The following is a 21,218-nucleotide window of genomic DNA, read 5'->3' as shown; positions in this document are numbered from 1 at the left end:
GTTTTCCCGACGGCGCACGCTCCGCGTCAGGCTTTGCCTGGCGTGGGGCGGGCGCCGTTTTCTTTTGCGGGCTATCCCTCTCCAGCCCCGCTTAAGAGGGATGCATGGAAGACGAGAGAAATTGAGAAAAACCGCGCAAACGGGCTTGACCCGAATCACATCCTTGGACAATCTTAGACAGCGGTTCCGCTGAGCCTTCGTGCGGCTGGCCGTGTGTGGCGCGGTCATGTGCGGGTGGCTGGAGTGTCAGACACCCGACAAACCTTGCACCGCGCGGTCCCGCCCCCCTCAAGTCATCCCCAGCAATCTGGAGAGGTCCATGATGCGTCGCAATAAGTTGGCCGTGGGTCTGGTCGTTTCCGCGCTGTCCGCGGGCTGTGGTCCGGAAGCTCTGATGTCCGAGATGGCGGAGGGCCCGGGCTCCGTGCGCAAGGCGCCGCTCGCGGATCCCGCCTGGGCGGCGAACACCGCGTACGCCGCGGGAGCTCGCGTCACCTACGGAGGCAAGTCCTATCAGTGTCTGCAGGCGCATACGTCGCTGCAGGGCTGGGAGCCCCCCAACGTCCCGGCGCTGTGGAAGGACGCGGGCGGCACCACCAACCCTCCCACCACGGGCGACACCACCGCGCCCACGACGTCCCTGAGCGCCAACTCCACGAACTTCACCGCCGCCGGGACGCTGAACCTGACGGCGACCGCGTCGGACGCCGTGGGCGTGACGAAGGTGGAGATCCTCCAGAACGGCGCGGTCGTCTCCACGAGCAAGACGTACAGCCGCTCCTTTACCTCGTCCAACAACGGCACGTACACCTATACGGTGAATGCCTATGACGCCGCGGGCAACGTGGGCAGCTCCAGCGTGACCGTCTCGGTGGCCATCGGCACCACCCAGCCGCCCCCCTCCACCGGCGGCAAGAAGATCGTGATGTACTTCACCGCCTGGGGCATCTACGGCCGCAACTACCAGGTCTCCAACATCCCCGCCGCCAAGGTCACCCACCTCAACTACGCCTTCTCCAACATCGCCAATGGCCAGTGCGTGCTCGGCGACTCGTACGCCGACATCGACAAGGCGGGCGGCTGGACGGGTGAGTGGGACGCCGGCGCGCTGCGCGGCAACTTCCGCGGCATCAAGGAACTCAAGAAGAGCTACCCGAACCTCAAGGCCCTCATCTCGGTGGGTGGCTGGAGCTGGTCCAAGGACTTCTCCGCGGTGGCCGCCACCGCGTCCTCGCGCTCGGCCTTCGTGAAGTCGTGCGTGGACCTGTACATCAAGGGCCAGTACCCGGGCGTCACGGGCTCCAACGGCGTGGGCGTGTTCGACGGCATCGACATCGACTGGGAGTACCCGGTGGGTGGCGGTCTGCCGGGCAACGGCAACAGCCCCGCGGACAAGCAGAACTACACGCTGCTCATGCAGGAGTTCCGCAACCAGCTCAATGCCCTCACCGCTCAGACGGGCAAGCAGTACCTGCTCACGATCGCCTCGGGCGCCTCGCCGGACCTGCTCGCCAACAAGCAGGAGACCAAGAACCTGGCGAACACGCTCGATTGGATCAACATCATGACGTACGACTACCACGGCGCGTTCGAGGCCTCGACGAACTTCCAGTCGGCGCTCTTCCGCGTGACGGGCGATCCGGCGGCCAAGGACGGCTTCTACACCGACGGCACGGTGGCCAAGATGCTCGAGCTGGGCGTGCCCGCGAGCAAGATCGTCCTCGGCCTGCCCTTCTACGGCCGTGGCTGGGGCAACGTGGGCTCCACGAACAACGGTCTGTTCCAGGCCGGTACGCCCACCAAGGGCACCTGGGATGACGGCCAGTCGGGCCTGACGGGCGTGTTCGACTACAAGGACCTCAAGAAGAACTACGAGGGCAAGGGCTACACCAAGTACTTCCACGCCGAGGCCAAGGAGGCCTACCTCTACAGCCCGAGCACGAAGATCTGGATCGCCTACGACGACGCGCAGTCCATGGCGGCCAAGTCCGACTACATCCTGAGCAAGGGCCTGGGCGGCGCGATGGCCTGGGAGCTCAGCGGCGATGACGGCACGCTGCTCGACGCGGTGTACCAGAAGCTGAAGTAGTCGAGCGCGGTCCTCCCAAGGCCGGTGCGGGCTCACGCCTTCACCGGCCTTTTCATATCCAAAACACCGGTGTCCTGCCTCTTCCCGCCATGACCACGATGAAAGCCAATTCGCGATGCCGCCGTCCGGTGAGGGCTTCCCTGGAGGAGCTTCGCCTGCATGCCGTCCTGGACGGCCCGAACGAGTCCGCCGAGACGTTGGTGGCCCGGCTGATGCCCCGGGTGCGCAACCTCGTGCGCTACACGGTGCGCGGCGACTCGGACGTGGATGACATCACCCAGGATGCGTTGATCGCCATCCTGCGGGGCCTGCCGTCCTACCGGGGCGAGGGCGCGTTCGCGTCGTGGGCGGATCGGGTCGTGGGCCGGGTGACGTTCGCCGCCTCGAAGCGCGCGCGCGCCGAGCGCACGCTGCTGCATTCCGAGGAGGAAGGGGCGGAGCTGGAGCTGCCGCGGCCGGACGGGGACGAGCCCGAGGACTGTCTCTTGCGCCGGCAGATGGAGCGGCTGCTCGACAAGCTCTCCGAGGAGCAGCGCCGCGCCCTCCTGCTGCACCACGTGATGGGCATGAGCGTGCCGGAGATGGCGGAGGAGCTGGAGGTCCCCTTCGAGACCGTGCGCAGCCGGTTGCGTCTGGGCAAGGCGCACCTGCGGGAGTTGCTCTACCGCCAGGTGGACCGGGAAGCGGAGGCGCTGCTCTAGCCGCCCCGCGCTTCCCTGACTTCACGACGCCCGAACGTCCCCGCTAGTACTTGGGCAGGCTGGGGATGCTCTGGTTGCAGTTGCTGGTGATGCCGAGCATCTGGCAGACCTTCTGGCCCGTGGCATTCACGGACGCGGCCCCGGACGGCGGCGCGGCGTGCACGCGCTCCTTCCACACCTGCCAGACCATCATGCCGTCGGTGGGCTTGCCCTTGTTCTTCATGTACGTGGCGAGCGTCTCGACGTTGTAATACTTCGTCGCCATGTTGTTCTGCCCGGTGAGCATCTCCGCGTCGTAGACGGTGCCCGAGTCGGCGTTGAGCCGCAGCGTGGCGCCGCCCGCGCCCTCGGGCGCGATCTCCAGGCCCATGGCGATGGGGCCCGAGTAGATGGCCCGGTAGGACTCATAGCCCTCGCGCGGATCGTAGTAGTCGCCGCCGTCGTAGGACATGAGGTTGATGTGGCGCAGCTTGGAGCCGTGGTTCTTCACCACGCTGTACATGGTGCCACCGAAGGGCGAGCCCCACTGCACCTTGCCCTCCTCGAACGGCGTGCCCTTCACGTAGTAGGCGCCCGTGGACCAGCCCGCGATGGAGATGCCCAGGTTGAGGCCCCGCGAGCGGATGGTGCTGTCCAGGGTGGTGATGATGCTGGCGATCTCCCCGTCCTTGCTGCAGCTGAACTGGGACTCCTCGAGCTTGTTGCAGCTGCTGCCGCTCGACTCCCAGTCGATGTCCACGCCGTCCGCGCCCAGGTCCTGCGCCAGGTCCACCACGTGGCCCGCGTTGAAGCGCGACCACTGGTCGCCCTGGCTGTAGCTCCAGCCGCCCACGGAGATCCACACCTGGGTGCCGCGCGCGCGCAGCGCCTTGATGTTGTTGATGAGCGTCTGGGACTGGGCCGCGGTGAACTTCTTCTGGCCGCTGTTGGTCGCGGCACCCTCGAAGAACTCGAAGCCCGCCACCGCCTGGTCGAACGCGAGCGAGCCGCGGGTGTAGGCCATGTCCGGGCGCACGAAGGACAGGTTCAGGTGCGTGTAGTAGCTGGGGATGTTGGCCGTCGTCAGGTCGTTGATGCTCGTGTTCCAGCTGCTCGCGTAGCCGATGTACATGCGGCCGCCCGTGGTGGGCGGGGGCTCGCTGGTGGTGAGCTTGACGGTGACGCTGGCGGCGGAGGACGTGGCGGAGTTGCCCGCGGCGTCGAACGCCTTGGCCGTATAGCTGTAGGTGCCGTTCTGGGTGGTGGACGAGAAGCTGTCCGTGGCGTTGTAGGGGCTGGTGGTGTCGGTGCTCAAGAGCGCGCCGTTCTTGTAGAACTCGACCCGGGCCACGCCCACGTTGTCGCTGGCGGGCGCGGTGAGCGTCACGGTGCCCGCGCTGGTGAGGTTGGTGGGGCTGGCCGACAGGCTCACCGTGGGCGCCGTCTTGTCGCTGGAGGGCGGGGTGCCGCCGGTGCACGCATAGCCGTTGATGTTGCAGGTGCTCACGCCACCGTAGGTGCCCGTGCCCTCGAAGGTCACCGTCACGCTGCCGTTGGCGGGCACCGTGCCACCGCCCCAGGAGTTGGGCAGGAGGGTCCACGAGCCGTCCGAACCCTTGGTGGCCGAGCCACCCGCGCCCCACGGCGTGCCACTCACCGCGGCGCTGCCGTTGAACTTGAAGTTGATGGCCCAGTCATTGATGACACTGGCCGTGGTGTTCTTGATGGTGACGGTGGCGCTGAAGCCGCCGCCCCAACTGGACGCCTGGGCGAACGTCGCGGTGAGCCCGGCGGCGGTCGCGGCGCCCTGCTCCAGGCTCTCGACGTGGGCCGAGGCGGGCAGCTCCTGCTCGGCGCCACAGGCGACGAGCAGGCCCATCAGACTAGGAATGAGGAACTTGGACGACCGACGCATGCTGCCTCCGGATTAGGAGAAAACGAGGAAAAGACAGGCAGAAGAGAGAGCGCCGCGAGCGGCGTTTCGGGTCAACCTGTCTTGCTCGGGTCCGGAGGCGTGCGGGTCGCGCGGCCTACTTGTACGTGTCCAGGTAGGCGCGGTGGCTGTTGGAGAACTCGAAGTTGGTGAACTTGTCCCAGTTGATGGACCAGGTCATGAGCCCCTTGAAGTCCGAGTAGCCGGAAGCCTGACGCAGCACGTAGGAGCCGCCGAAGGACTTGCCCTTGATGAGGTAGTCGAGCGCCTTCTGCACGTTGGCCGGCGTCGTGTAGCCGCCACCCGCCGCCTGGGGCGAGGAGGGCAGGCCGATGACGATCTGGTCCGCGCGCAGGCCGGGGAACATCTGGTTGGTGTTGCCGCCCACGGGGAAGCCGCGGATCATCATCTCCGCCATGGCCACGTGGAAGTCGGGCGTGCCCTGGGCGTAGGACTTGCCATCCAGGCCGGTGACGGTGCCGGTGTTGTAGTGCTGCACGTGCAGGTAGGTGAGGCGGTCGCGCAGCGCGTAGATAACGGGCAGGTAGGCGCCCCACGGGCCGCCGTACGCGGAGTAGCCGCCCTGCACGTAGGCCGTCTCGGGCGCCATGGTGAGCACGAAGCCCGAGCCGTAGCGGTTGATGAGCTGGCGCGTGGCGTCGATCAGGTTGACGATCTTCGGCGTGGTGGGGCTGCGGAAGTCCGTGTCGCCGCCGTTGAGCGCGAGCGAGCTGCCCTCGAGGTCCAGGTCCAGGCCATCGAAACCATAGGTGTCGATGATGGACTGCATGGTGGAGAGGAACTTCGCCTTGCCGGTGGTGTTGTCCAGGTGGATGGTGCCGTTGGCGCCACCGATGGAGATGAGGACCTTCTTGCCCAGGCTCTTGAGGTAGGCGACGTCCGACTTGAACTCGGCCTGCGTCGCGTTGTACGGCGTGAAGACCATGTTGCCCGTATCGGCGCCGCCCACGGGCTCGGCGAACGCGACCTGGATGACGTCGTACTTCGTGGAGATGTCACGCAGGCGGATGTTGGTCGAGCCGTTGTCGAAGTTGTGCCAGTAGCCGACGATGATCTTCTTCGAGCTGCTCGGGGGCGTGCTCGTCGTGGTGGCGGAGACGCTGTTGCTGGCGGTGGAGCGGTTGCCGGCGGCATCGCGCGCCTTCACGCTGAAGGTGTAGGTGGTGTTGGCGTTGAGGCCCGACACCGTGGCGGACGTCGTGGTGACGGTGGTGGCGAGCGTGGAGCCGGTGAACACCTCGTAGCCCGTGACGGCCACGTTGTCGCTGGAGCCCGTCCAGGCGAGCGACACGCTGTTGCCGCTCACGCCCGTGGAGCGCAGGCTGGAGGGCGCCGTGGGCGCCTGGGTGTCGGCGGGGGCGGTGGGAGAGGTGGTGGTGCTGAAGGCGGAGCTGGCGGCGGAGCGGTTGCCGGCGGCGTCGCGGGCCTTCACGGTGAAGGTATAGGTGGTGTTGGCGTTGAGGCCGGAGACGGTGGCCGAGGTGCCGGAGACGCTGGCGGCGAGGGTGGAGCCGTTGAAGACCTCGTAGCCGGTGACGGCCACGTTGTCGCTGGAGGCGTTCCAGGAGAGGGAGACGCTGTTGGCCGTCTTGCTGGGGGAGGTCAGGCCACCCGGCGTGGAGGGCGCCTGGGTGTCCTGGGGCGGCGTCGTGGAGTTCTCCAGCCAGAGCGCGGGGACGTTGGGCGGCTCCCAACCGGTGAGCGAGGTGTGGTTCTGGCGGCAGTCATAGCCCTTGCCGCTGTAGGTGACGAAGTCGCCGGTGACGTAGGAGACGTTGGCGGCCCAGGCGCCACGGTTGGCGGCGAGCGCCAGGCCCGGCGCGAGGCTCCACAGCAGGGCGACGAAGGCCACCAGCACGGAGAGCGCCGCGCGGCCCGAACGAGTCGAGGTGTGCATCAGGGAATCCCTTTCAGGAATGAGTCGAGGAATGGGGAAGGGGTGAATGACAAGGCCACTCAGGGCGCGAGCACCGGGCTCGCGTAGTACTGCTGCACCCGGGTGATCCAGTAGTAGGCGTCCGTGGGCTGATCCTCCGGGTAGGCGCCCGGCTGGGGAATGCCACGGGTGCTGATGCCCACGCCCGCGCCCATGAGGATGGCGACGATGCCCGCGTTGGCCGCGTCCTGGATGTGCGAGCCCCAGGTGACGACGTTGCCGCTCACCGACACCTTGGAGTCGTTCCACACGTTCTTGGAGAAGTAGGACAGGCGGTTGCCCGACAGCGTGATGCGGTCGCCGAAGAAGAACGTGGAGGCGGAGTCCTCGTAGCGCTGCGTGGTGTGGTCGAGGTCCGGGAAGGTGCCCGAGGCGTTGTAGGTCGTGGGGCTCGACTGCTGGGTGCCGTTGATGTGGCCCACGGGAATCTGCCAGAGCACCACGGGCAGGCTGAGCGTCTCCTTCAACGTCTTGCAGAAGAGCAGGTAGTTGTTCCAGAGGTCCGCGTTCCAGAACCACGGCGAGCTCGCCGGATCCGCCGGGTTGCCGCCCGCGGCGATGCCGCCGTCCAGGCCGTACTTGTCGATGGAGATGAACTCGGCATTGCCATACTTCACGCCGGCCTTCAGGGCGAAGCCCGCGTTGGCGCGCGCGTTCTCCTGGATGCGCGTCTTGCCCGTCTCCAGGCCCCACACTTCCGTGGCGTGCATGATGCCGTTGCTCGGCGCGCCCGACGCCGCCCACAGGTTGAGCTGCCAGCCGAGGAACGCCTTGGGGGTGTACTTGCGCAGCGTGTAGTTGATGGCCTGCACGAGCCCCGTCAGGGTGTCCGGGAACGCGGGATCCACGCCCCGCTGCAGCACGCCCGAGTCGTACGCGGCATAGGTGGCCGCCGGGATCCGGGTCGGGTCATTGCCATACTGCGAGGCGTAGTGCTGCATGAGGTAGCCCAGCGTGTCGGGCTCGATGACGTAGCCGATGCGGCCCGTGCCGATGATGCCCGTGGCCGTCTGGCCCACGTCCTTGATGCCCTTGAAGTAGCCGTTGAGGAACCCGGCGCTCTGCAGGTTGCTCCACACCACCCCGTGGTCGTCCGTGTTGCCGCCAATGCCATACACCACGAAGATGGGCGTCATGCCCTGCTCCTTGCTCTTCGTGGCCAGGCGCACGGTCCGGTCATGCCACTCGGACATCTGCGAGCCGCCATTGAGATACAGGTAGCCGTAGTTGAGCCGCTTGCCCGAGGGGAACTGCGGGTTCACCTTGGAGAAGTACTTGTCCGTGCCCGTGAAGGGCTCGTACACGGTGCCCAGCGCCACGTAGCCCGGGCGCCAGGACGTGTCCGGGTTGGTGGTGCCCGCCTGCGTGGTGACGCTCAGCGTGGCGCTCGCCGTGGACTGGTTGCCCGCCGCGTCCCGCGCCTTGACGGTGTAGTTGTACGCCGTCGAGGCCGCGAGGCCGCTGTCCGTATAGGAGGTGCCCGTCGGCGTGCCCACCTGGGTGCCGTTGCGGAAGACGAGGTAGCCGGTGACGGCCACGTTGTCGCTGGAGGCGTTCCAGGCGAGCGACACGCTGCTGGCCGTCTTGCTCGGCGAGGACAGGCCACTCGGCGTGGAGGGCGCCTGGGTGTCGGCGGGGGAGGTGGGGGAGGTGGTGGTGCTGAAGGCGGAACTGGCGGCGGAGCGGTTGCCGGCGGCGTCGCGGGCCTTCACGGTGAAGGTATAGGTGGTGTTGGCGTTGAGGCCGGAGACGGTGGCCGAGGTGCCGGAGACGCTGGCGGCGAGGGTGGAGCCGTTGAAGACCTCGTAGCCGGTGACGGCCACGTTGTCGCTGGAGGCGTTCCAGGAGAGGGAGACGCTGTTGGCCGTCTTGCTGGGGGAGGTGAGGCCGCTCGGCGTGGAGGGGGCCTGGGTGTCCTGGGGCGGAGTCGTGGTGCCCTCCAGCCAGAGGGCGGGGACGTTGGGCGGCTCCCAGCCGGTGAGCGAGGTGTGCGTCTGGCGGCAGTCATAGCCCTTGCCGCTGTAGGTGACGAAGTCGCCGGTGACGTAGGAGACGTTGGCGGCCCAGGCGCCGCGGTTGGCGGCGAGCGCCAGGCTCGGCGCGAGGCTCAAGAACAGCGTCGCGGAGGCCGCGAACACGGCCTGGGCGGGAGCCTTCCAGTAGGGGGAGAACATTCCAGTCTTCCTCGATGCTGAGTGGGCCGAGGACCGACATCGGCCCCAGCGAGATAACAGCAAGAGAAGGAAGCCTTTTTTTTCGGGTCAAACCCGCATTTCCCTCGACTTCTCGTCGCGACCGGACCCGGAAGATGCGCCGTGGGGGCGCGTGCATCCGATAGATTGCCCGCGCCGCGCACCCGACGGTTGGGTCCCCCCGCGGCCAGGGACTTCATGACGCCATCGGTGCAAGAGACGGACGTGCTCATCGTCGGGTGTGGCCCGGTGGGAGCGCTGACGGCCAACCTCCTGGGCCAGTACGGGGTGCGGACGCTCGTGCTCGAGCGCTCCCTGACGCAGCACAACCAGCCCCGGGCCATCACCTGTGATGACGAGGCGCTGCGCATCTACCAGTCCGTGGGCCTCGCCGACGTGCTGGACGCCCACATGTACACCTGCCCCGAGGTGGAGCTCGTGGGGGCCACGGGGGAGGTGTTCGCCCGGTTGGGCGTGGGCAGCACGGACTTTGGCTTTGGCTACCCGGCGCTGCGCTTCTTCAGCCAGCCCTTCGTGGAGCGGGTGCTGCGTGAGGGCCTGGCGCGCTTTGCCTCGGTGACGCTGCGGCTCGGCCAGCAGGTGGAGGCCTATACCCAGGACGAGGATGGCGCGTCGGTGACCGTGCGCGACGTGCGCGACGGGTCCGAGTCCACCGTGCGCGCCCGCTACGTGCTGGCGTGTGACGGGGGCCGCAGCACGCTGCGCCAGCTCGCGGGCATCGACATGGTGGGCTCCACCTATGACGAGGGCATGGTGGCCATCTCGCTCCTGTTGCCCCACGAGCCCCCGGCCGTCAGCCGCATGGTGTGCGACCCCTACCGCCACGTCTTCGTCGCCCGGTGCGCGGGCAACGAGCTGCGCGTGGAGGTGATGATCCGCGAGGACGAGAAGCCCGAGGACATGGTCCAGCCCGAGCGCGTGCGCGCGTTCATCGCGCCCTACGTGGATCCGGACACCGTCACGATCCTGCGCGCCGCCACCTATGTCTTCAACCGCCGCGTGGCCGCGCGCTGGCGGGACGGGCGCTTGTTCCTGCTCGGCGACGCGGCCCACCTCATGCCGCCCGTGCTCGGCCAGGGGCTGTGCTCGGGGCTGCGCGATGGCGCCAACATCGCCTGGAAGCTCGCGGCCGTGCTGCAGGGCCACGCGGAGCCCTCCCTGCTCGACTCCTATGAGGAGGAGCGTCGTCCGCACGCGGAGGCCATGCTGGAGGCGAGCGTGAACATGGGCCGGCTCGTGCTCACCGGCAGCCGCCCCGTGGCCTTCATGCGCGACCGGCTCGTGCGCGCCCTGGACCGCATCCCCCGCGTGCACCGCTTCATCCGGGACCTCGAGTTCAAACCCCGGCCCCTCATCCTCCGGGGCTTCCTGATGGGCGGCGGCCGCAGCCATCGCCTCTCGCCCGAGGGCACCTACTTCCCCCAGCCCCGGGTCGCCCTGACGGACGGCGCGCCCGTGCTGCTCGACGACGTGCTGGGCCCGGGCTTCGCGGTGATCGTGCGCCACGGCGTCCCGGAAGCCTCGGCACGGGCCGCGCAGGTGCTCGCCGACAGCCTGGGCGCCACGTGCGTGCGCCTCGTGCCGCCGCGCAAGACGCCCGCCCAGGCGGGCGAGGTGACGGACCTGGGGGGAAAGCTCGCCACCTGGTTCCACCAGCATGACGCGGACATCGCGGTGCTCCGTCCGGACCGCTACCTCTTCGGGGCCGTGCGCAGCTCGCACCTGTCCTGGCTGTCCGTGGCCCTGCGCCAGCGGATCCAGGGCCCCCTGCGCTCCACGACGCCGCCGGCCCGGGCCGGTGCCTCGGTGGGTTGAGCGCACGCGGGGCTGGGCAACTCATTCGACATGGAAGGGAAGGGTGGATGCGCGGACAGAAGTGTTTCATCGCCAGCCTGATGCTGGCGGGGACGGTGGCGTGTGCGCAGGGCCGCGCGGCGAAGGCGCCCGCGGCGGCGGACACGACCGCGAAGGCCACGGCGACGGCGTCCGCCCAGGTGCGGACCCGCACGCTGTCCAACGGGTTGAAGATCATCGTGTGGCCCGTGCCGGCCAACCCCAGCGTCGCGCTGTACAACTGGTTCCGCGTGGGCAGCCGCAACGAGCGGCCCGGCATCACCGGCCTGTCCCACTTCTTCGAGCACATGATGTTCAACGGCGCGAAGAAGTACGGGCCCGGTGAGTTCGACCGCGTCATGGAGGCGCACGGCGGCAGCAACAACGCCTACACCTCCGAGGACGTCACCGTGTACCAGGACTGGTTCCCGCGCTCGGCGCTGGAGACCATCTTCGACCTGGAGGCGGACCGGCTCGGCCACCTGGCCATCGATCCCAAGGTGGTGGAGAGCGAGCGCGGCGTCGTCTACTCGGAGCGTCGCTCCAGCGTGGACAACAACAACGCGGGCCTGCTCATGGAGCAGGTGCAGTCCACCGCCTTCGTGGCGCACCCGTACCAGATTCCCACCATCGGCTGGCCCTCGGACATCGAGAGCTGGAAGCAGGAGGACCTGGAGCGCTACTTCCGCACCTACTACGCGCCCAACAACGCCACCCTCATCGTGGTGGGCGCGGTGACGCCCGAGCAGATCTTCACGCTCGCGGAGAAGTACCTCGCGCCCATTCCCGCCCAGCCCGAGCCGGAGCCCGTGCGCACCCAGGAGCCCCCGCAGCTGGGCGAGCGCCGCGTCACCGTGCGCAAGCTGGCCCAGGCGCCCCTGCTGCAGATGGCCTTCCACAGCCCGCGCGCCCGGGACGCGCAGATGCCCGCGCTCGACCTGCTCGTGCGGGTGCTCACCGAGGGCGACTCGTCGCGGCTGCACCGGCGCCTGGTGGAGGAGGAGCGCGTGGCGCTCGCGGTCGGCGGCTACCTGGGCGCGGGCTTCGATCCCTCGCTCACGTGGGTGCTCGTGGATCTGCCGCCCGGGGGAGACCCGACCCGGGTGGAGGCGCTGCTCGACGCGGAGCTCGCGCGGGTGAGCACCGAGGGCATCACCGACGCGGAGCTGCGCAAGGCGAAGAACATCGTCGTGGCGGACTTCTGGCGCCGCCTGGAGACGAACAGTGGTCGGGCTCAGGCGCTGGGCACCTTCGAGGTGTTCCACGGCGACTGGCAGGCGCTCTTCGGGGCGCCGGAGCGCTACGAGGCGGTGACGCGCGAGCAGGTGCGGCAGGTGGCCGCCCAGGTGTTTGGACGCAACAACCGCACCGTGGGGGTGCTGGTGCCCGAGCAGGCCTCGGGGGATGCGAAGCAGGAGGCGGCGCGATGAAGGGGCTCAAGGCGGGAGTGGTGCTCGCGGCGTGGAGCCTGACGGCGGCGGCGGCGCCGGCGGCCGAGTCTCCGCGCCCGGCGGTGGTGACCCGGGACGCGACGCGTGACGCGGTGGTCCTGCCCCCGGCGCGCACGGTGACGCTGAAGAACGGCGCCCGGCTGCTGCTGGTGGAGAAGCGGGACGTGCCGCTCGTGGCCTTCAGCGCGCGGGTCCGGGGCGGCTCCCTGGGTGACCCCGCGGGCAAGGAGGGGCTGGCCGCGCTCACCGCCGAGCTGCTGCAGCGGGGCGCGGGCGCGCGGGACGCCAACCAGTTCGCCGACGCCGTGGACGGGGTGGGGGGCTCCCTCGAGGTGTCCCCGGGGCTCGAGGCGCTCGTCGTCCGCGGCCAGTTCATGGCGCGCGACATCCCCCTGATGGTGGAGCTGCTCGCGGACCTGCTCCAGCGGCCCCGCTTCGAGCAGGCCGAGGTGGACAAGACGCGCGAGCGCATGGTGTCCACGCTCGCGGCGGAGAAGGACGGAGACCTCCGTCAGCTCATGCCCGTGTACTTCCAGGCCTTCCACTTCGGCGCGCACCCCTATGCGCGGCCCGTGGGCGGCAACGAGGCCTCGCTCGCCCCGCTCCAGCGCGAGGACGTGCTGGCCTATGCGAAGGCGCAGCTCGGTGGGGACCGGCTCATCCTCTCGGTGGTGGGCGACTTCGACGCGAAGCAGCTCGCGACCCGGCTGGAGGCGGCGCTCGGGGGCTGGGCCCGCGCATCCAGCCCGGCACCCGTGGCGCCTCCGACCGCGCCCACGAAGGGCCGGCGCGTGCTGCTGGTGGACAAGCCGGACGCCACGCAGACGTACTTCACGTTGGGCAACACCGGCATCTCCCGCACGGACGCCGAGCGCGTGGAGCTGGGCGTGGCCAACACCGTGCTCGGGGGCCGCTTCACCTCGCTGCTCAACACGGCGCTGCGCATCAAGTCCGGCCTCACCTACGGCGCGTCCTCGCGGCTGAGCACACCCCTGCGGGCCGGCGCCTACTCCGTGGCCTCGTACACGAAGACGGAGTCGACTGGCCAGGCGATGGACCTGACCGTGGAGGTGCTCACGCGCTTTCGCGAGCAGGGCCTGGACGCGCCCACGCTCGCCTCCGCCCAGGAGTACGTGCTGGGGCAGTTCCCGCCCACGCTGGAGACGGGCGCGCAGATCGCCGCGCAGTGGTCCGAGCTCGCCTTCTTCGGCCTGGACGCGAGCGACGTGGACGACTACGCCCGGCGCGTGTCCCAGGTGGACCCGGCGCGGCTCAAGGCCGTCATCCAGCACCGGGTGCCCGCGCCCGAGGATCTCACCGTGGTGATGGTGGGCAAGGCGGCGGATATCCGCGAGGTGGCGCGCACGTACGGCCCCGTCACCGAGATGCGCATCGCGGATCCGTTCTTCGCGCCGCCCCCGAAGGCTCCCAAGCCCTGAGCCCCGGCGCTACTTGGGAGCGGGCGGCGCGGCCCGCCCCAGGCAGCGCTGGTAGCGCTTGTTCACGGACTGGGCGAACCAGGCCGTGGACCGGTCCCCGCTGAGCTTGGGACTGCGGATGACCACCGTGGGCAGCTTCGCGTAGGCGGGCGCCTTGCCCGTCACCCGCTGGTAGGCGCTCTTGATGGCGCTCCAGGTGTCCGTCTCCTCGAAGGCCAGGGTCTTCTCCTCGCGCGCGTCCTTGCGCACGCGCCGCTCGCTCAGGTCCGGCGCGTGGCGCGCGCGGAAGGCGAGCAGGGCCTTGAGGGAGTTGCTGTCCGTGTCCACGGGCTCGCCCTGCTTGTCGTAGGCGAGCAGATCCCCGTCCTGCACGAGGTCGATGCCCGTGAGCGCGGTGACCTGCTCCTGGAGCGCCGCGTTGCGCGAGGTGTAGACGCCGCCGTTGTAGTCCGCGAAGCGGTAGAGGGGCTGGTCGTAGTGCGCCTCGTAGCCGAGCAGCCGCGCCGTGCCGTAGTAGACGCCGCCGCCGCGCGTGTAGAGCTCCTCGCGCACCCGCCGCCGCGCCCGCTCGTCGTCCCCCGCCAGCTCCTCGGAGAAGCGCACGCTCACCTGCATGGAGCCCGCGGTGGTGATGGGGTTGAGGTCCTCGAGCCGCGTGCTCTTGAAGAGCGAGCTGGCCACCCGCGCCGCCGCGTACGTCACGGGAAACTCCGTGTCGTAGTACTCCAGCAGCTCACGGAAGATGCGATCCAGGTCCCGCTCGGTGCGCACCGCCTCCAGGCGCTGGGCGAAGCTCTTCGACTGGCCGGGGGCCTGACCTCCCAGCAGGGCGGACAGGGCGGGGGGACCCAGTGGGCCCAGCTTCTCCGCGTACGCGTCCAGGCGCTGGCGCACGATGCGCGAGAGCCCCGGTACCGGGGGGTTGGCCTGGAAGCCGGACTCCTGCTCGATGACCGCGAACACCGCGCACACCGCCTCCACGGACGGGTGCTGCTTGTGCGCGTCCAGCGCCGCCAGCACGTCCTCGGCCCAGCCCGCGCGGTCCTTCACGTCCGGGGGCATCAGCCGCTGGGCCTGCTCGGGGGTGACGCGGGGCGGGAGGGGCTCGGCCGGAGCGGCGCGGCGGTGGGCGCACCCGCTCAGGAGCGCGAGCGCGAGGGCGATCCACCCGACGGCGGATCGGGGATGGTGGGGGGCGACGGGCACGGAGGGTCTCCTCGAGGGACGGCGGGGCACGAGCGACAGGGCTATCCTGGATCCAGGGCCCAGGTGCCTTCCTCCCAGCGCTTCAGGGCCTCACCTGCTTCGAAGGGAACAAGTCCCTGGCCCTTGGCTGCTTCCTCCAGAACCGCCTTGGCCTCGGTGGTGCGATAGCGGAGCAGATGCGCGGCGGCCATGACCCGTACATCCATTCGCTCGTGCTCGAGCAACACGAGCAGTGCGTCTCGTCCCGTATCTCCATGGGCCAGGAGCTTGTCGACCGCGGCCCCATACTTCCGGGCGTGCTTGTTGCCGGTCTTGGCATCACCTCGCCAGATGGCCTCGGTCTGCGCCGCGACGTTCAGCGCGAACCGTTCGACAAGTGCCTCCAACTTCATCACCAGCTTCCCTTCCGAATGTTCTGGATGGCCAGTATCCCGAACTCGCGTTGGGCCGCATAGGACTGGGCGCTCAGCCACTTTCGGGCTCGCCGTTCCACACCCGGCCAGGAGCACCCACAGCATCACCAAGCCGCACGTCCGCATGGCGATTGGCCGTAGTGGGAATTCGCGCCGTGTTTCATGAAGATCCACACTGGGGCATGTCCGAGATCACCGCTCCGCGCTTCGAGAACGGCCGCGCCATGCTGATGGCGGGTCTTCGTGTCCACCATGGCTATGACGAGGCGGCCACGGCCATCCCGGCGCAGTGGGCGCGGTTCGCGCGCCTGCTCCCGCTTCCCGGTCAGGTGGGCCGTCAGGACTACGGCGTCATGTGTGGCGGTGATGTCGCCGCACGGCGGTTCGAGTACATGACCGCGGCCGAGGTCGAGCGCTTCGACGGTCTGCCTCAGGACCTGGACCGGATGAAGATCCCCGAGGCCCACTACGCGGTGTTCACCCACGTGGGGCACGTCTCGGGGTTGCGACGGACCTGGGCCGCCATTCACGAATGGCTGCCGACCTCCGGGTGGAAGTCGGCGGCGTCTCCTGATTTCGAGCGCTACGGTCCGGGCTTCGACCCGGTGACGGGCCTGGGCGACATGGAGATCTGGTTCCCCGTCGTCAGGCCCTGACTTCGGGACTCAGCGGCGCAGCACGATGTCGCGCGCGAGGCTGTCTCCCGCGCCCACCAGGTCGAACGAGGCGCGCACCGGAGTGCCCTCGGAGATGCGCTGCAGCGGCACCCGACGGCCCTGGCGCAGGCCCCGGCTGCGCTTGTCGATGCGCAGCTCGTACACGTTGCCCTCGTTGTCGCTCACCTCGATGGTGCTCTTGCCCACGCGCTTGACCCGACCGTCCACCGTCGCCGAGGCGATGGTGATGTCCTCGGTCGCCACGCTCGGATCGATGTTCGGATTGCCCGCGCGCGCCGCCTCGGCCGACTCACTCAGCCAGATGCGGTCGTCCCGCTCCGCCTGACCCTGCGGTTGCGCGCGCGCGGGCTGCCCGGCGGGCACCCCGTTCGTCGTCGGCGCGGTGGCCACCTGCTGGGCCGGAACCACCGGCGTCGCGGGCATCTCCTGACGCGCGACCGGTGCCTGCTCGGTGGTCGTGGTCGAAATCACCTTGGCGGGCTCCGTGGGCTCCGTCCGGGACTCCATCCGGCAGCCCGTGACCCCCAGGACACAACAGCCCAACGCCACCCAACCCCATCCCCGTCCATTCATGTGTGCCCCCCATCCCTCGTTGGTCAGGAAAGGATGGGTCCGATTCCCCGATTCGGCAGGCCCGTGCCCCCCGGTTCCCGCCTGCCCGCCTGCTCAGGGGGCAGGGCTTGTCAGGGCGTGGGCCACGACCGTCACGTGCTCGCGCACGAGCTGTCGGGCCCGCTCCAACTCCGCGCGTGTGCCCGGGGCATAACCCAGACACAGCACCACGTCGTCCTCGGAGGCCGCCCGGGCACCCAGGGCCGCGTAGTCGAGGATGCGGGAGACGGGCTCGCCCTCGGTATCGGGGGTGAAGCGGCCGAACACGGCGGCGTGGGTGCCCCGGTCCGGCGCCGTCTCCTTCAAGGCGAAGAGCCGGCGCATCGCGGCGAGGGCCTCGGGGTTGCGCACGAGGGCCTCCAGGTCCACCGGCCCCGCCTGCTCCCATTCGAGCAGCCGCAGGCAGCCGCGCACGAACTCCACGTCGGTGATGACGAGGCCGTACAGGTACCAGTCCGCGCACGCCGCCTGGACGAGCCGGGCCTGCGCGTCCGTGAGCCAGGTGAACGAGGGGCAGGTGAACGTCTCGCACAGCTCGGCGTGGTAGACGCCGCAGTCGCGCAGGTCCACGCCCCCCGTCACCTTCGGGTGGCCGAGGCAGCCCACGCGCGTGCGCTCGGCATCGAGGAAGCCCAGCAGCGGGCACACCCGCACCGCGGGGAACAGGGGCGGGCCCGCCCGGCGGGCCTCCAGCAGCGAGACGGCCGTGGTGTGCCACGTCTCGCGCTCGGGCGGCAGGGCGCGGAAGGTGTCCGTCTGGAAGCCGAGGCGCTCGGTGAGGCGCTCCCGGGAGTGGTCCCGGAAGTTGTAGAGGCCACAGCAGGCGCCACACGAGGCGCCCCGTCCGGGCTGGCACAGGTGGAAGGAAACGGACACGTCAGAACCACTCGGGCTTCATCCGCGTGTACGAGTCCTCGCCCGTACGGCACAGCGCCACCAGCAGGCTCACCCGGGGCAGCTCCGTGCGGATCCAATACTGCGCCGCCGCGAGCTTGCCCTCGTAGAAGTCCGGCGCGCCCTGGCCCCGGGCGAGGCCCTCCTTCGCCGCCGCCGCCTGCTCCAGCCACCGCCACGCCACCGCGAGCACGGAGAACAGCTCCATGTAGTCCGCGCTGTGGCGCAGCATCCGCTCCACGTCGCCCGTCATGCCCGCCGCGCCCAGCTCCGTCGTCAGCTCCAGCACCTCGCCCGTGGCCTTGTTCAGCGCCTCGCCCCACGCGGCCTCCACGCCCGCGCGGCGCGCCCGCTCCACCGTGGTCGCCACCTCCTCGGCGAACGCACGCAGGCCCGCGCCCCCGCCCGCCCCCACCTTGCGCCCGAGCAGATCCAACCCCTGGATGCCCGTGGTGCCCTCGTGGATGCTGTTGAGCTTCTGGTCGCGCAGCCACGCCTCGGGCAGGTACTCCGTCGAGTAGCCATAGCCGCCGTGCACCTGGACGGCGAGCGTGTTGGCCTCGAAGCCCTTCTCCGCGGGGAACGTCTTGGCCAGCGGCACGAGCAGATCCACGAGCAGGCCCGCGCGCTCGCGCTCCTCGGGCGTGGCCCCGTGCTCCGCCACGTCCGCGTACCACGAGCACGTGGTGAGCAGGGACAGGCCTCCCTCGACGATCGTCTTCTGGCGCAGCAGCATGCGCCGCACGTCCGCGTGCTCGACGATGGGCCGCTGGGGCCGCGCCGCGTCCTTCTCCCACGCGAGCCGCCCCTGGGGCCGGTTGCACGCGTAGGCCAGCGACTCCTGGTAGGCCACCGAGGCCGTCGCCACGCCGTTGAGGCCCACCATGATGCGCGCCTCGTTCATCATCTGGAACATGTGCATGAGGCCCTTGCCCTCCTGCCCCACGAGCCAGCCGTGGCAGTCCCCGCCCTCGCCGTAGTTGAGCGCCAGGCTGGGAATGCCCTTCCAGCCAATCTTGTGGATGGCGCCCGTCACCCGCACGTCGTTGTCCACGAGCCGTCCGCCCTCGGGCCGGCGCGCGGGGATGGCGAACAGGGACAGGCCGCGCGTGCCCGCGGGCGCGCCGTCGATGCGCGCGAGCGTGAGGTGCACCACGTTCTGGGTGAAGTCCTGGTCTCCGCCGCTGATGAAGATCTTCGAGCCCGCGATGCGGTAGCTGCCGGAGTCCGTGGGCGTGGCCCGGGTGCGCACGTCCGCGAGGCTGCTGCCCGCCTGGGGCTCGGTGAGGGCCATGGTGCCCGTCCACTCGCCCGAGTACAGGGGCGCCATGAACGTCTCCTTGAGCCACGGCGTGCCGAAGGCCTCGAGCAGGTGCGCGGCGCCGGTGGTGAGGCCGATGAAGGCGTAGGCGCTGAGGTTGGCCGCCATGAGGTAGGCCGAGGCGACCGAGTACACCGTGAGGGGCAACTGCTGCCCGCCCACCTCGGCGGGCCGCGTGGCGGACAGGAGGCCCATCTCCACGAACTGGGGGTAGAGCGAGCGCATCAGCGGGTGGGTGTGGACGCGGCCATCCCGGAAGGTGGGAGGCTCGGCGTCCATGAGCCGGTAGCTGGAGGCGAGCACGTCCCGGGCGAAGCGGCGCGTGCTGTCGAGGAAGAGCGAGAAGGTCTCGCGCGAGTGGTCCGCGAAGGCGGGCAGTCGGCAGAGGGCCTGGACATCGAGCACTTCGTGGAGCTGGAAGTCCACGTCGCGGTCGGAGAGCAGGGGATTGGGGGCGGGCGCGCTCATGGGCGCGGACTGTAACTCACGTTTCCTCGTCGGGAAGGAGGGTGAGCAACAGCGGGTCGTCCGGACCGAGTGGACGCCAGCCGGGCGGGGGTGGGGTATTCATGAGTGCATCCCCCACGCGGCTGACACGCTCCTGGTGCGTGTCGGGTGTGTAGGTCCCCCAGCGGGCAAGGGCATGCGCGACATCGAACCGGGTTTCCCCGTCCAGAACGGGCGGCCAACCGAGGGGAAGGTGTTGGGACAGCTCTCGCACGAGCTGTCCGCGCACCAATCGTGTGACCCGACGGCTGCGCTCCGCCTCGGCCACCAATCCACTGAACACCTGCACGGCGGCGATGTCGCCCTGACCAAGTTCCTCGGCCAACGCCACCAATGATGCGGTGGGGCGCGCTTCCGCGAATGCTGTGAGCGAATTGTAGCCACACGCACGAGCCCGTTCATACAGGCGCGCCTTCACGTCGCCCTGCCATGCACGGCCATTGCTCACGGTCCCCTCCACATCATGAAGTTCATGGGGATGTCGTATTCCTTCATGTATCCGGCGACGATCTTCAAGAGTTGGCTTGGGGTCAACATCCGACCGGACCTGGCTTCGGTGTCGAGCAGTGCTTTCATGATCATCCGGTTCCACTCACCGGGCCACGTGCGGCCCAAGCGCCAATCGCCACCGCCATGAATGGCTTGATGGTGCGCCTGCTCCATCCGGACACAGAACCGGTCGATGCTCAGCTCGCCGGTGAAGCCGCGCTGCTCGAACCATTCGCGATGTTCCCGAGGGAGGACATGATGCCTCGGGGACTCGGCCATTCCCGCGCCTGCCCTGTCCGTTGGGTGCATCGCGCGCACCTCGGGTCCATCACCCAGCGCCTCACGTACTCCGCGTGGGAGTTCCTCAGGCGCCCCCATCATCTGGACCTGGCCTGATTGGAGCCGCACGGCGGCGCCGACGGCGGGCAGCGACAGGACTCCCGCTCGCACGAGTCGGCGCATGGTTTCCACCCACTCGGCGGAAATGACGACTCGTGTGCCCATCATCACGCCAGGTGTGCCCATGGCCAGGCCCTGGCCGACCACGAGGGGGGCGGATGGCGGCAAGGCGGGCAGTGAAAGGCGCAGCGCCGACAGCAGGGTGAAGGCTTCAAGGGTCTCCTGGAGCACCCGGAGTTGCTGGACGCGTTCTTCTCCCTGACGCGCGGCCGTGCACGTCGCGGCGAATTCACCCGTGAAGTGGCCCAGCAGCGCGGGCATGTCTTCCGCCACGGCTCGCATCTGTCCTGGCTCCAGGGAAGACAGGGCCGTCATGGCGGGCTCGAGCCGCCCGTGGACACGCTCCAGGTCCACGAACAGACGCTCCTTGCTGTAGAGACGACGGGTGAGCAGGACGTCGGCGAGGTGGAGGAAATCGAGCCACATGGCGAGCAGGGGCGCGCCCAGCAAGGCGGCCTCGAGCCGTGGGCCCGCGAGCCGTAGCAGGGCGAGCCGCATGTCCGGGTCCTGCACCTCCGCGGTGGCGGTCGTCAGTCGCCTGGCGGCGGCGAGCTCGGTGTCGAGCCAGCGCAGTCGATGCTCGCCCTGTTCGATGAACCGGCCGAAGACGTCGCTGTTTCCGCCGCAGAGGCCCTGGGTGCTGGCCTTGAGCCTGGAGAGTTCCCCGGAGAGGCGGCGCGAGGCTTGTGAGAGCTCGGCCATCGTGCCGGAGACCGCCAGATGAACCGCGAGGACTTGCCGCGATGCGGTCTCGCCCCCGTGGGGAGGGGCGGCCATCGTTGTCATGTCCCGAGTGCCGTGACGACGGTTCAGCAGCGAGGGGGTCGCGGACGATGGAGACGACGACGGAGCGGGCAAGGCCGCTTGTTGCCGCATTCCCTGGTGGAGGGGCGTGTACGCGCCACAGCCGGAGAGCAGCAGGGCAGTAATCCACGGGCCTGTCCATGTGACGAGTCGGGCTATAGGGTGTGCGCGCTGGGATGGAGTCATCGCCGTCGTTCTGCCCTGCTCTTCAGTTGTGAATACGTCCACGCTCGCCTGGTGC

At 69.4% G+C, this 21,218-nt stretch carries 16 protein-coding genes; 6 read left to right on the top strand and 10 right to left on the bottom strand.

Annotated features, from left to right (window positions below):
* Window positions 1-319: 319 nt before the first annotated feature.
* Window positions 320-2,089 carry a glycosyl hydrolase family 18 protein gene (locus I3V78_RS37670; RefSeq protein ID WP_239576977.1) on the top strand — a complete coding sequence of 590 codons (1,770 nt, stop codon included), beginning with the start codon at window positions 320-322 and terminating at the stop codon, window positions 2,087-2,089.
* 98 nt (window positions 2,090-2,187) lie between these two features.
* Window positions 2,188-2,790, top strand: coding sequence for an RNA polymerase sigma factor (locus I3V78_RS37665; RefSeq protein ID WP_204495765.1), 603 nt, complete (start codon window positions 2,188-2,190; stop codon window positions 2,788-2,790).
* 43 nt (window positions 2,791-2,833) lie between these two features.
* On the opposite strand, the gene I3V78_RS37660 is transcribed toward I3V78_RS37665, so the two are convergent.
* The 3 genes from I3V78_RS37660 to I3V78_RS37650 all read right to left on the bottom strand — a co-directional run bounded on the left by I3V78_RS37660 (window position 2,834) and on the right by I3V78_RS37650 (window position 8,833).
* The gene (locus tag I3V78_RS37660) at window positions 2,834-4,648 is read right to left on the bottom strand and encodes an Ig-like domain-containing protein (protein ID WP_204495763.1); all 1,815 of its coding nucleotides are present in this window, start codon (window positions 4,646-4,648) and stop codon (window positions 2,834-2,836) included.
* A 151-nt stretch (window positions 4,649-4,799) separates the two neighbouring features.
* On the bottom strand, window positions 4,800-6,620 hold the full coding sequence (locus tag I3V78_RS37655) for a fibronectin type III domain-containing protein (RefSeq protein ID WP_204495755.1): 1,821 nt from the start codon (window positions 6,618-6,620) through the stop codon (window positions 4,800-4,802).
* A 59-nt stretch (window positions 6,621-6,679) separates the two neighbouring features.
* Window positions 6,680-8,833 carry a fibronectin type III domain-containing protein gene (locus tag I3V78_RS37650; protein WP_204495749.1) on the bottom strand — a complete coding sequence of 718 codons (2,154 nt, stop codon included), beginning with the start codon at window positions 8,831-8,833 and terminating at the stop codon, window positions 6,680-6,682.
* A 216-nt stretch (window positions 8,834-9,049) separates the two neighbouring features.
* Between I3V78_RS37650 and mhpA the strand changes: the two genes are divergently transcribed.
* The 3 genes from mhpA to I3V78_RS37635 are packed head-to-tail and all read left to right on the top strand — an operon-like array spanning window position 9,050 to window position 13,595.
* A complete protein-coding gene (mhpA, locus tag I3V78_RS37645) occupies window positions 9,050-10,687 on the top strand; it encodes a bifunctional 3-(3-hydroxy-phenyl)propionate/3-hydroxycinnamic acid hydroxylase MhpA (RefSeq protein WP_204495746.1) in 1,638 nt (545 codons plus the stop codon).
* 47 nt (window positions 10,688-10,734) lie between these two features.
* A complete protein-coding gene (locus I3V78_RS37640) occupies window positions 10,735-12,135 on the top strand; it encodes a M16 family metallopeptidase (protein WP_204495745.1) in 1,401 nt (466 codons plus the stop codon).
* Window positions 12,132-13,595 carry a M16 family metallopeptidase gene (locus tag I3V78_RS37635; RefSeq protein WP_204495743.1) on the top strand — a complete coding sequence of 488 codons (1,464 nt, stop codon included), beginning with the start codon at window positions 12,132-12,134 and terminating at the stop codon, window positions 13,593-13,595. The genes I3V78_RS37640 and I3V78_RS37635 overlap by 4 nt, the downstream gene beginning before the upstream one ends.
* A 9-nt stretch (window positions 13,596-13,604) precedes the next feature.
* On the opposite strand, the gene I3V78_RS37630 is transcribed toward I3V78_RS37635, so the two are convergent.
* Window positions 13,605-14,801: a DUF1615 family protein gene (locus tag I3V78_RS37630; protein ID WP_338023837.1), complete on the bottom strand. Its 1,197-nt coding sequence runs from the start codon at window positions 14,799-14,801 to the stop codon at window positions 13,605-13,607.
* Between the two features lie 41 nt (window positions 14,802-14,842).
* The gene (locus tag I3V78_RS37625; RefSeq protein WP_204496944.1) at window positions 14,843-15,193 is read right to left on the bottom strand and encodes a DUF2019 domain-containing protein; all 351 of its coding nucleotides are present in this window, start codon (window positions 15,191-15,193) and stop codon (window positions 14,843-14,845) included.
* Window positions 15,194-15,396: 203 nt separating this feature from the next.
* Here I3V78_RS37625 and I3V78_RS37620 point away from each other — a divergent pair, with 203 nt between their 5' ends.
* Window positions 15,397-15,870, top strand: coding sequence for a GyrI-like domain-containing protein (locus I3V78_RS37620; RefSeq protein ID WP_204495742.1), 474 nt, complete (start codon window positions 15,397-15,399; stop codon window positions 15,868-15,870).
* 9 nt (window positions 15,871-15,879) lie between these two features.
* Here the strand turns inward: I3V78_RS37620 and I3V78_RS37615 are convergent, their stop codons facing one another.
* The 5 genes from I3V78_RS37615 to I3V78_RS37595 form a co-directional block, all read right to left on the bottom strand.
* Window positions 15,880-16,362 carry a hypothetical protein gene (locus I3V78_RS37615; RefSeq protein WP_204495740.1) on the bottom strand — a complete coding sequence of 161 codons (483 nt, stop codon included), beginning with the start codon at window positions 16,360-16,362 and terminating at the stop codon, window positions 15,880-15,882.
* Window positions 16,363-16,557: 195 nt separating this feature from the next.
* Window positions 16,558-17,379 (bottom strand): hypothetical protein, encoded by an 822-nt coding sequence (locus tag I3V78_RS37610; protein ID WP_204495739.1) that lies wholly within the window; start codon window positions 17,377-17,379, stop codon window positions 16,558-16,560.
* Between the two features lies 1 nt (window position 17,380).
* The gene (locus I3V78_RS37605; protein ID WP_204495737.1) at window positions 17,381-19,186 is read right to left on the bottom strand and encodes an acyl-CoA dehydrogenase; all 1,806 of its coding nucleotides are present in this window, start codon (window positions 19,184-19,186) and stop codon (window positions 17,381-17,383) included.
* A 16-nt stretch (window positions 19,187-19,202) separates the two neighbouring features.
* Window positions 19,203-19,673: an NUDIX hydrolase gene (locus tag I3V78_RS37600; protein ID WP_204495736.1), complete on the bottom strand. Its 471-nt coding sequence runs from the start codon at window positions 19,671-19,673 to the stop codon at window positions 19,203-19,205.
* Window positions 19,670-20,950 (bottom strand): DUF2380 domain-containing protein, encoded by a 1,281-nt coding sequence (locus tag I3V78_RS37595; RefSeq protein WP_204495735.1) that lies wholly within the window; start codon window positions 20,948-20,950, stop codon window positions 19,670-19,672. Before I3V78_RS37595 ends, I3V78_RS37600 begins: the two co-directional genes overlap by 4 nt.
* Between the last annotated feature and the right edge of the window lie 268 nt (window positions 20,951-21,218).

The organism is Archangium primigenium (genome assembly GCF_016904885.1).
In the GTDB taxonomy this organism is placed as follows: Bacteria; Myxococcota; Myxococcia; order Myxococcales; family Myxococcaceae; genus Cystobacter; species Cystobacter primigenius.
Note: the sequence above shows the minus strand (reverse complement) of the source record. Positions and strands in the feature narration are given on the sequence as shown.

What these genes read in the sequence shown, in the direction of transcription:
- I3V78_RS37670 (WP_239576977.1), top strand. Translation starts at nt 320, where the DNA reads ATGATGCGTCGCAATAAGTTGGCCGTGGGTCTGGTCGTTTCCGCGCTG.
- I3V78_RS37665 (WP_204495765.1), top strand. Translation starts at nt 2,188, where the DNA reads ATGAAAGCCAATTCGCGATGCCGCCGTCCGGTGAGGGCTTCCCTGGAG.
- I3V78_RS37660 (WP_204495763.1), bottom strand. Translation starts at nt 4,648, where the DNA reads ATGGGCCTGCTCGTCGCCTGTGGCGCCGAGCAGGAGCTGCCCGCCTCG.
- I3V78_RS37655 (WP_204495755.1), bottom strand. Translation starts at nt 6,620, where the DNA reads ATGCACACCTCGACTCGTTCGGGCCGCGCGGCGCTCTCCGTGCTGGTG.
- I3V78_RS37650 (WP_204495749.1), bottom strand. Translation starts at nt 8,833, where the DNA reads ATGTTCTCCCCCTACTGGAAGGCTCCCGCCCAGGCCGTGTTCGCGGCC.
- mhpA (WP_204495746.1), top strand. Translation starts at nt 9,050, where the DNA reads ATGACGCCATCGGTGCAAGAGACGGACGTGCTCATCGTCGGGTGTGGC.
- I3V78_RS37640 (WP_204495745.1), top strand. Translation starts at nt 10,735, where the DNA reads ATGCGCGGACAGAAGTGTTTCATCGCCAGCCTGATGCTGGCGGGGACG.
- I3V78_RS37635 (WP_204495743.1), top strand. Translation starts at nt 12,132, where the DNA reads ATGAAGGGGCTCAAGGCGGGAGTGGTGCTCGCGGCGTGGAGCCTGACG.
- I3V78_RS37625 (WP_204496944.1), bottom strand. Translation starts at nt 15,193, where the DNA reads ATGAAGTTGGAGGCACTTGTCGAACGGTTCGCGCTGAACGTCGCGGCG.
- I3V78_RS37620 (WP_204495742.1), top strand. Translation starts at nt 15,397, where the DNA reads ATGTCCGAGATCACCGCTCCGCGCTTCGAGAACGGCCGCGCCATGCTG.
- I3V78_RS37605 (WP_204495737.1), bottom strand. Translation starts at nt 19,186, where the DNA reads ATGAGCGCGCCCGCCCCCAATCCCCTGCTCTCCGACCGCGACGTGGAC.
- I3V78_RS37595 (WP_204495735.1), bottom strand. Translation starts at nt 20,950, where the DNA reads ATGGCCGCCCCTCCCCACGGGGGCGAGACCGCATCGCGGCAAGTCCTC.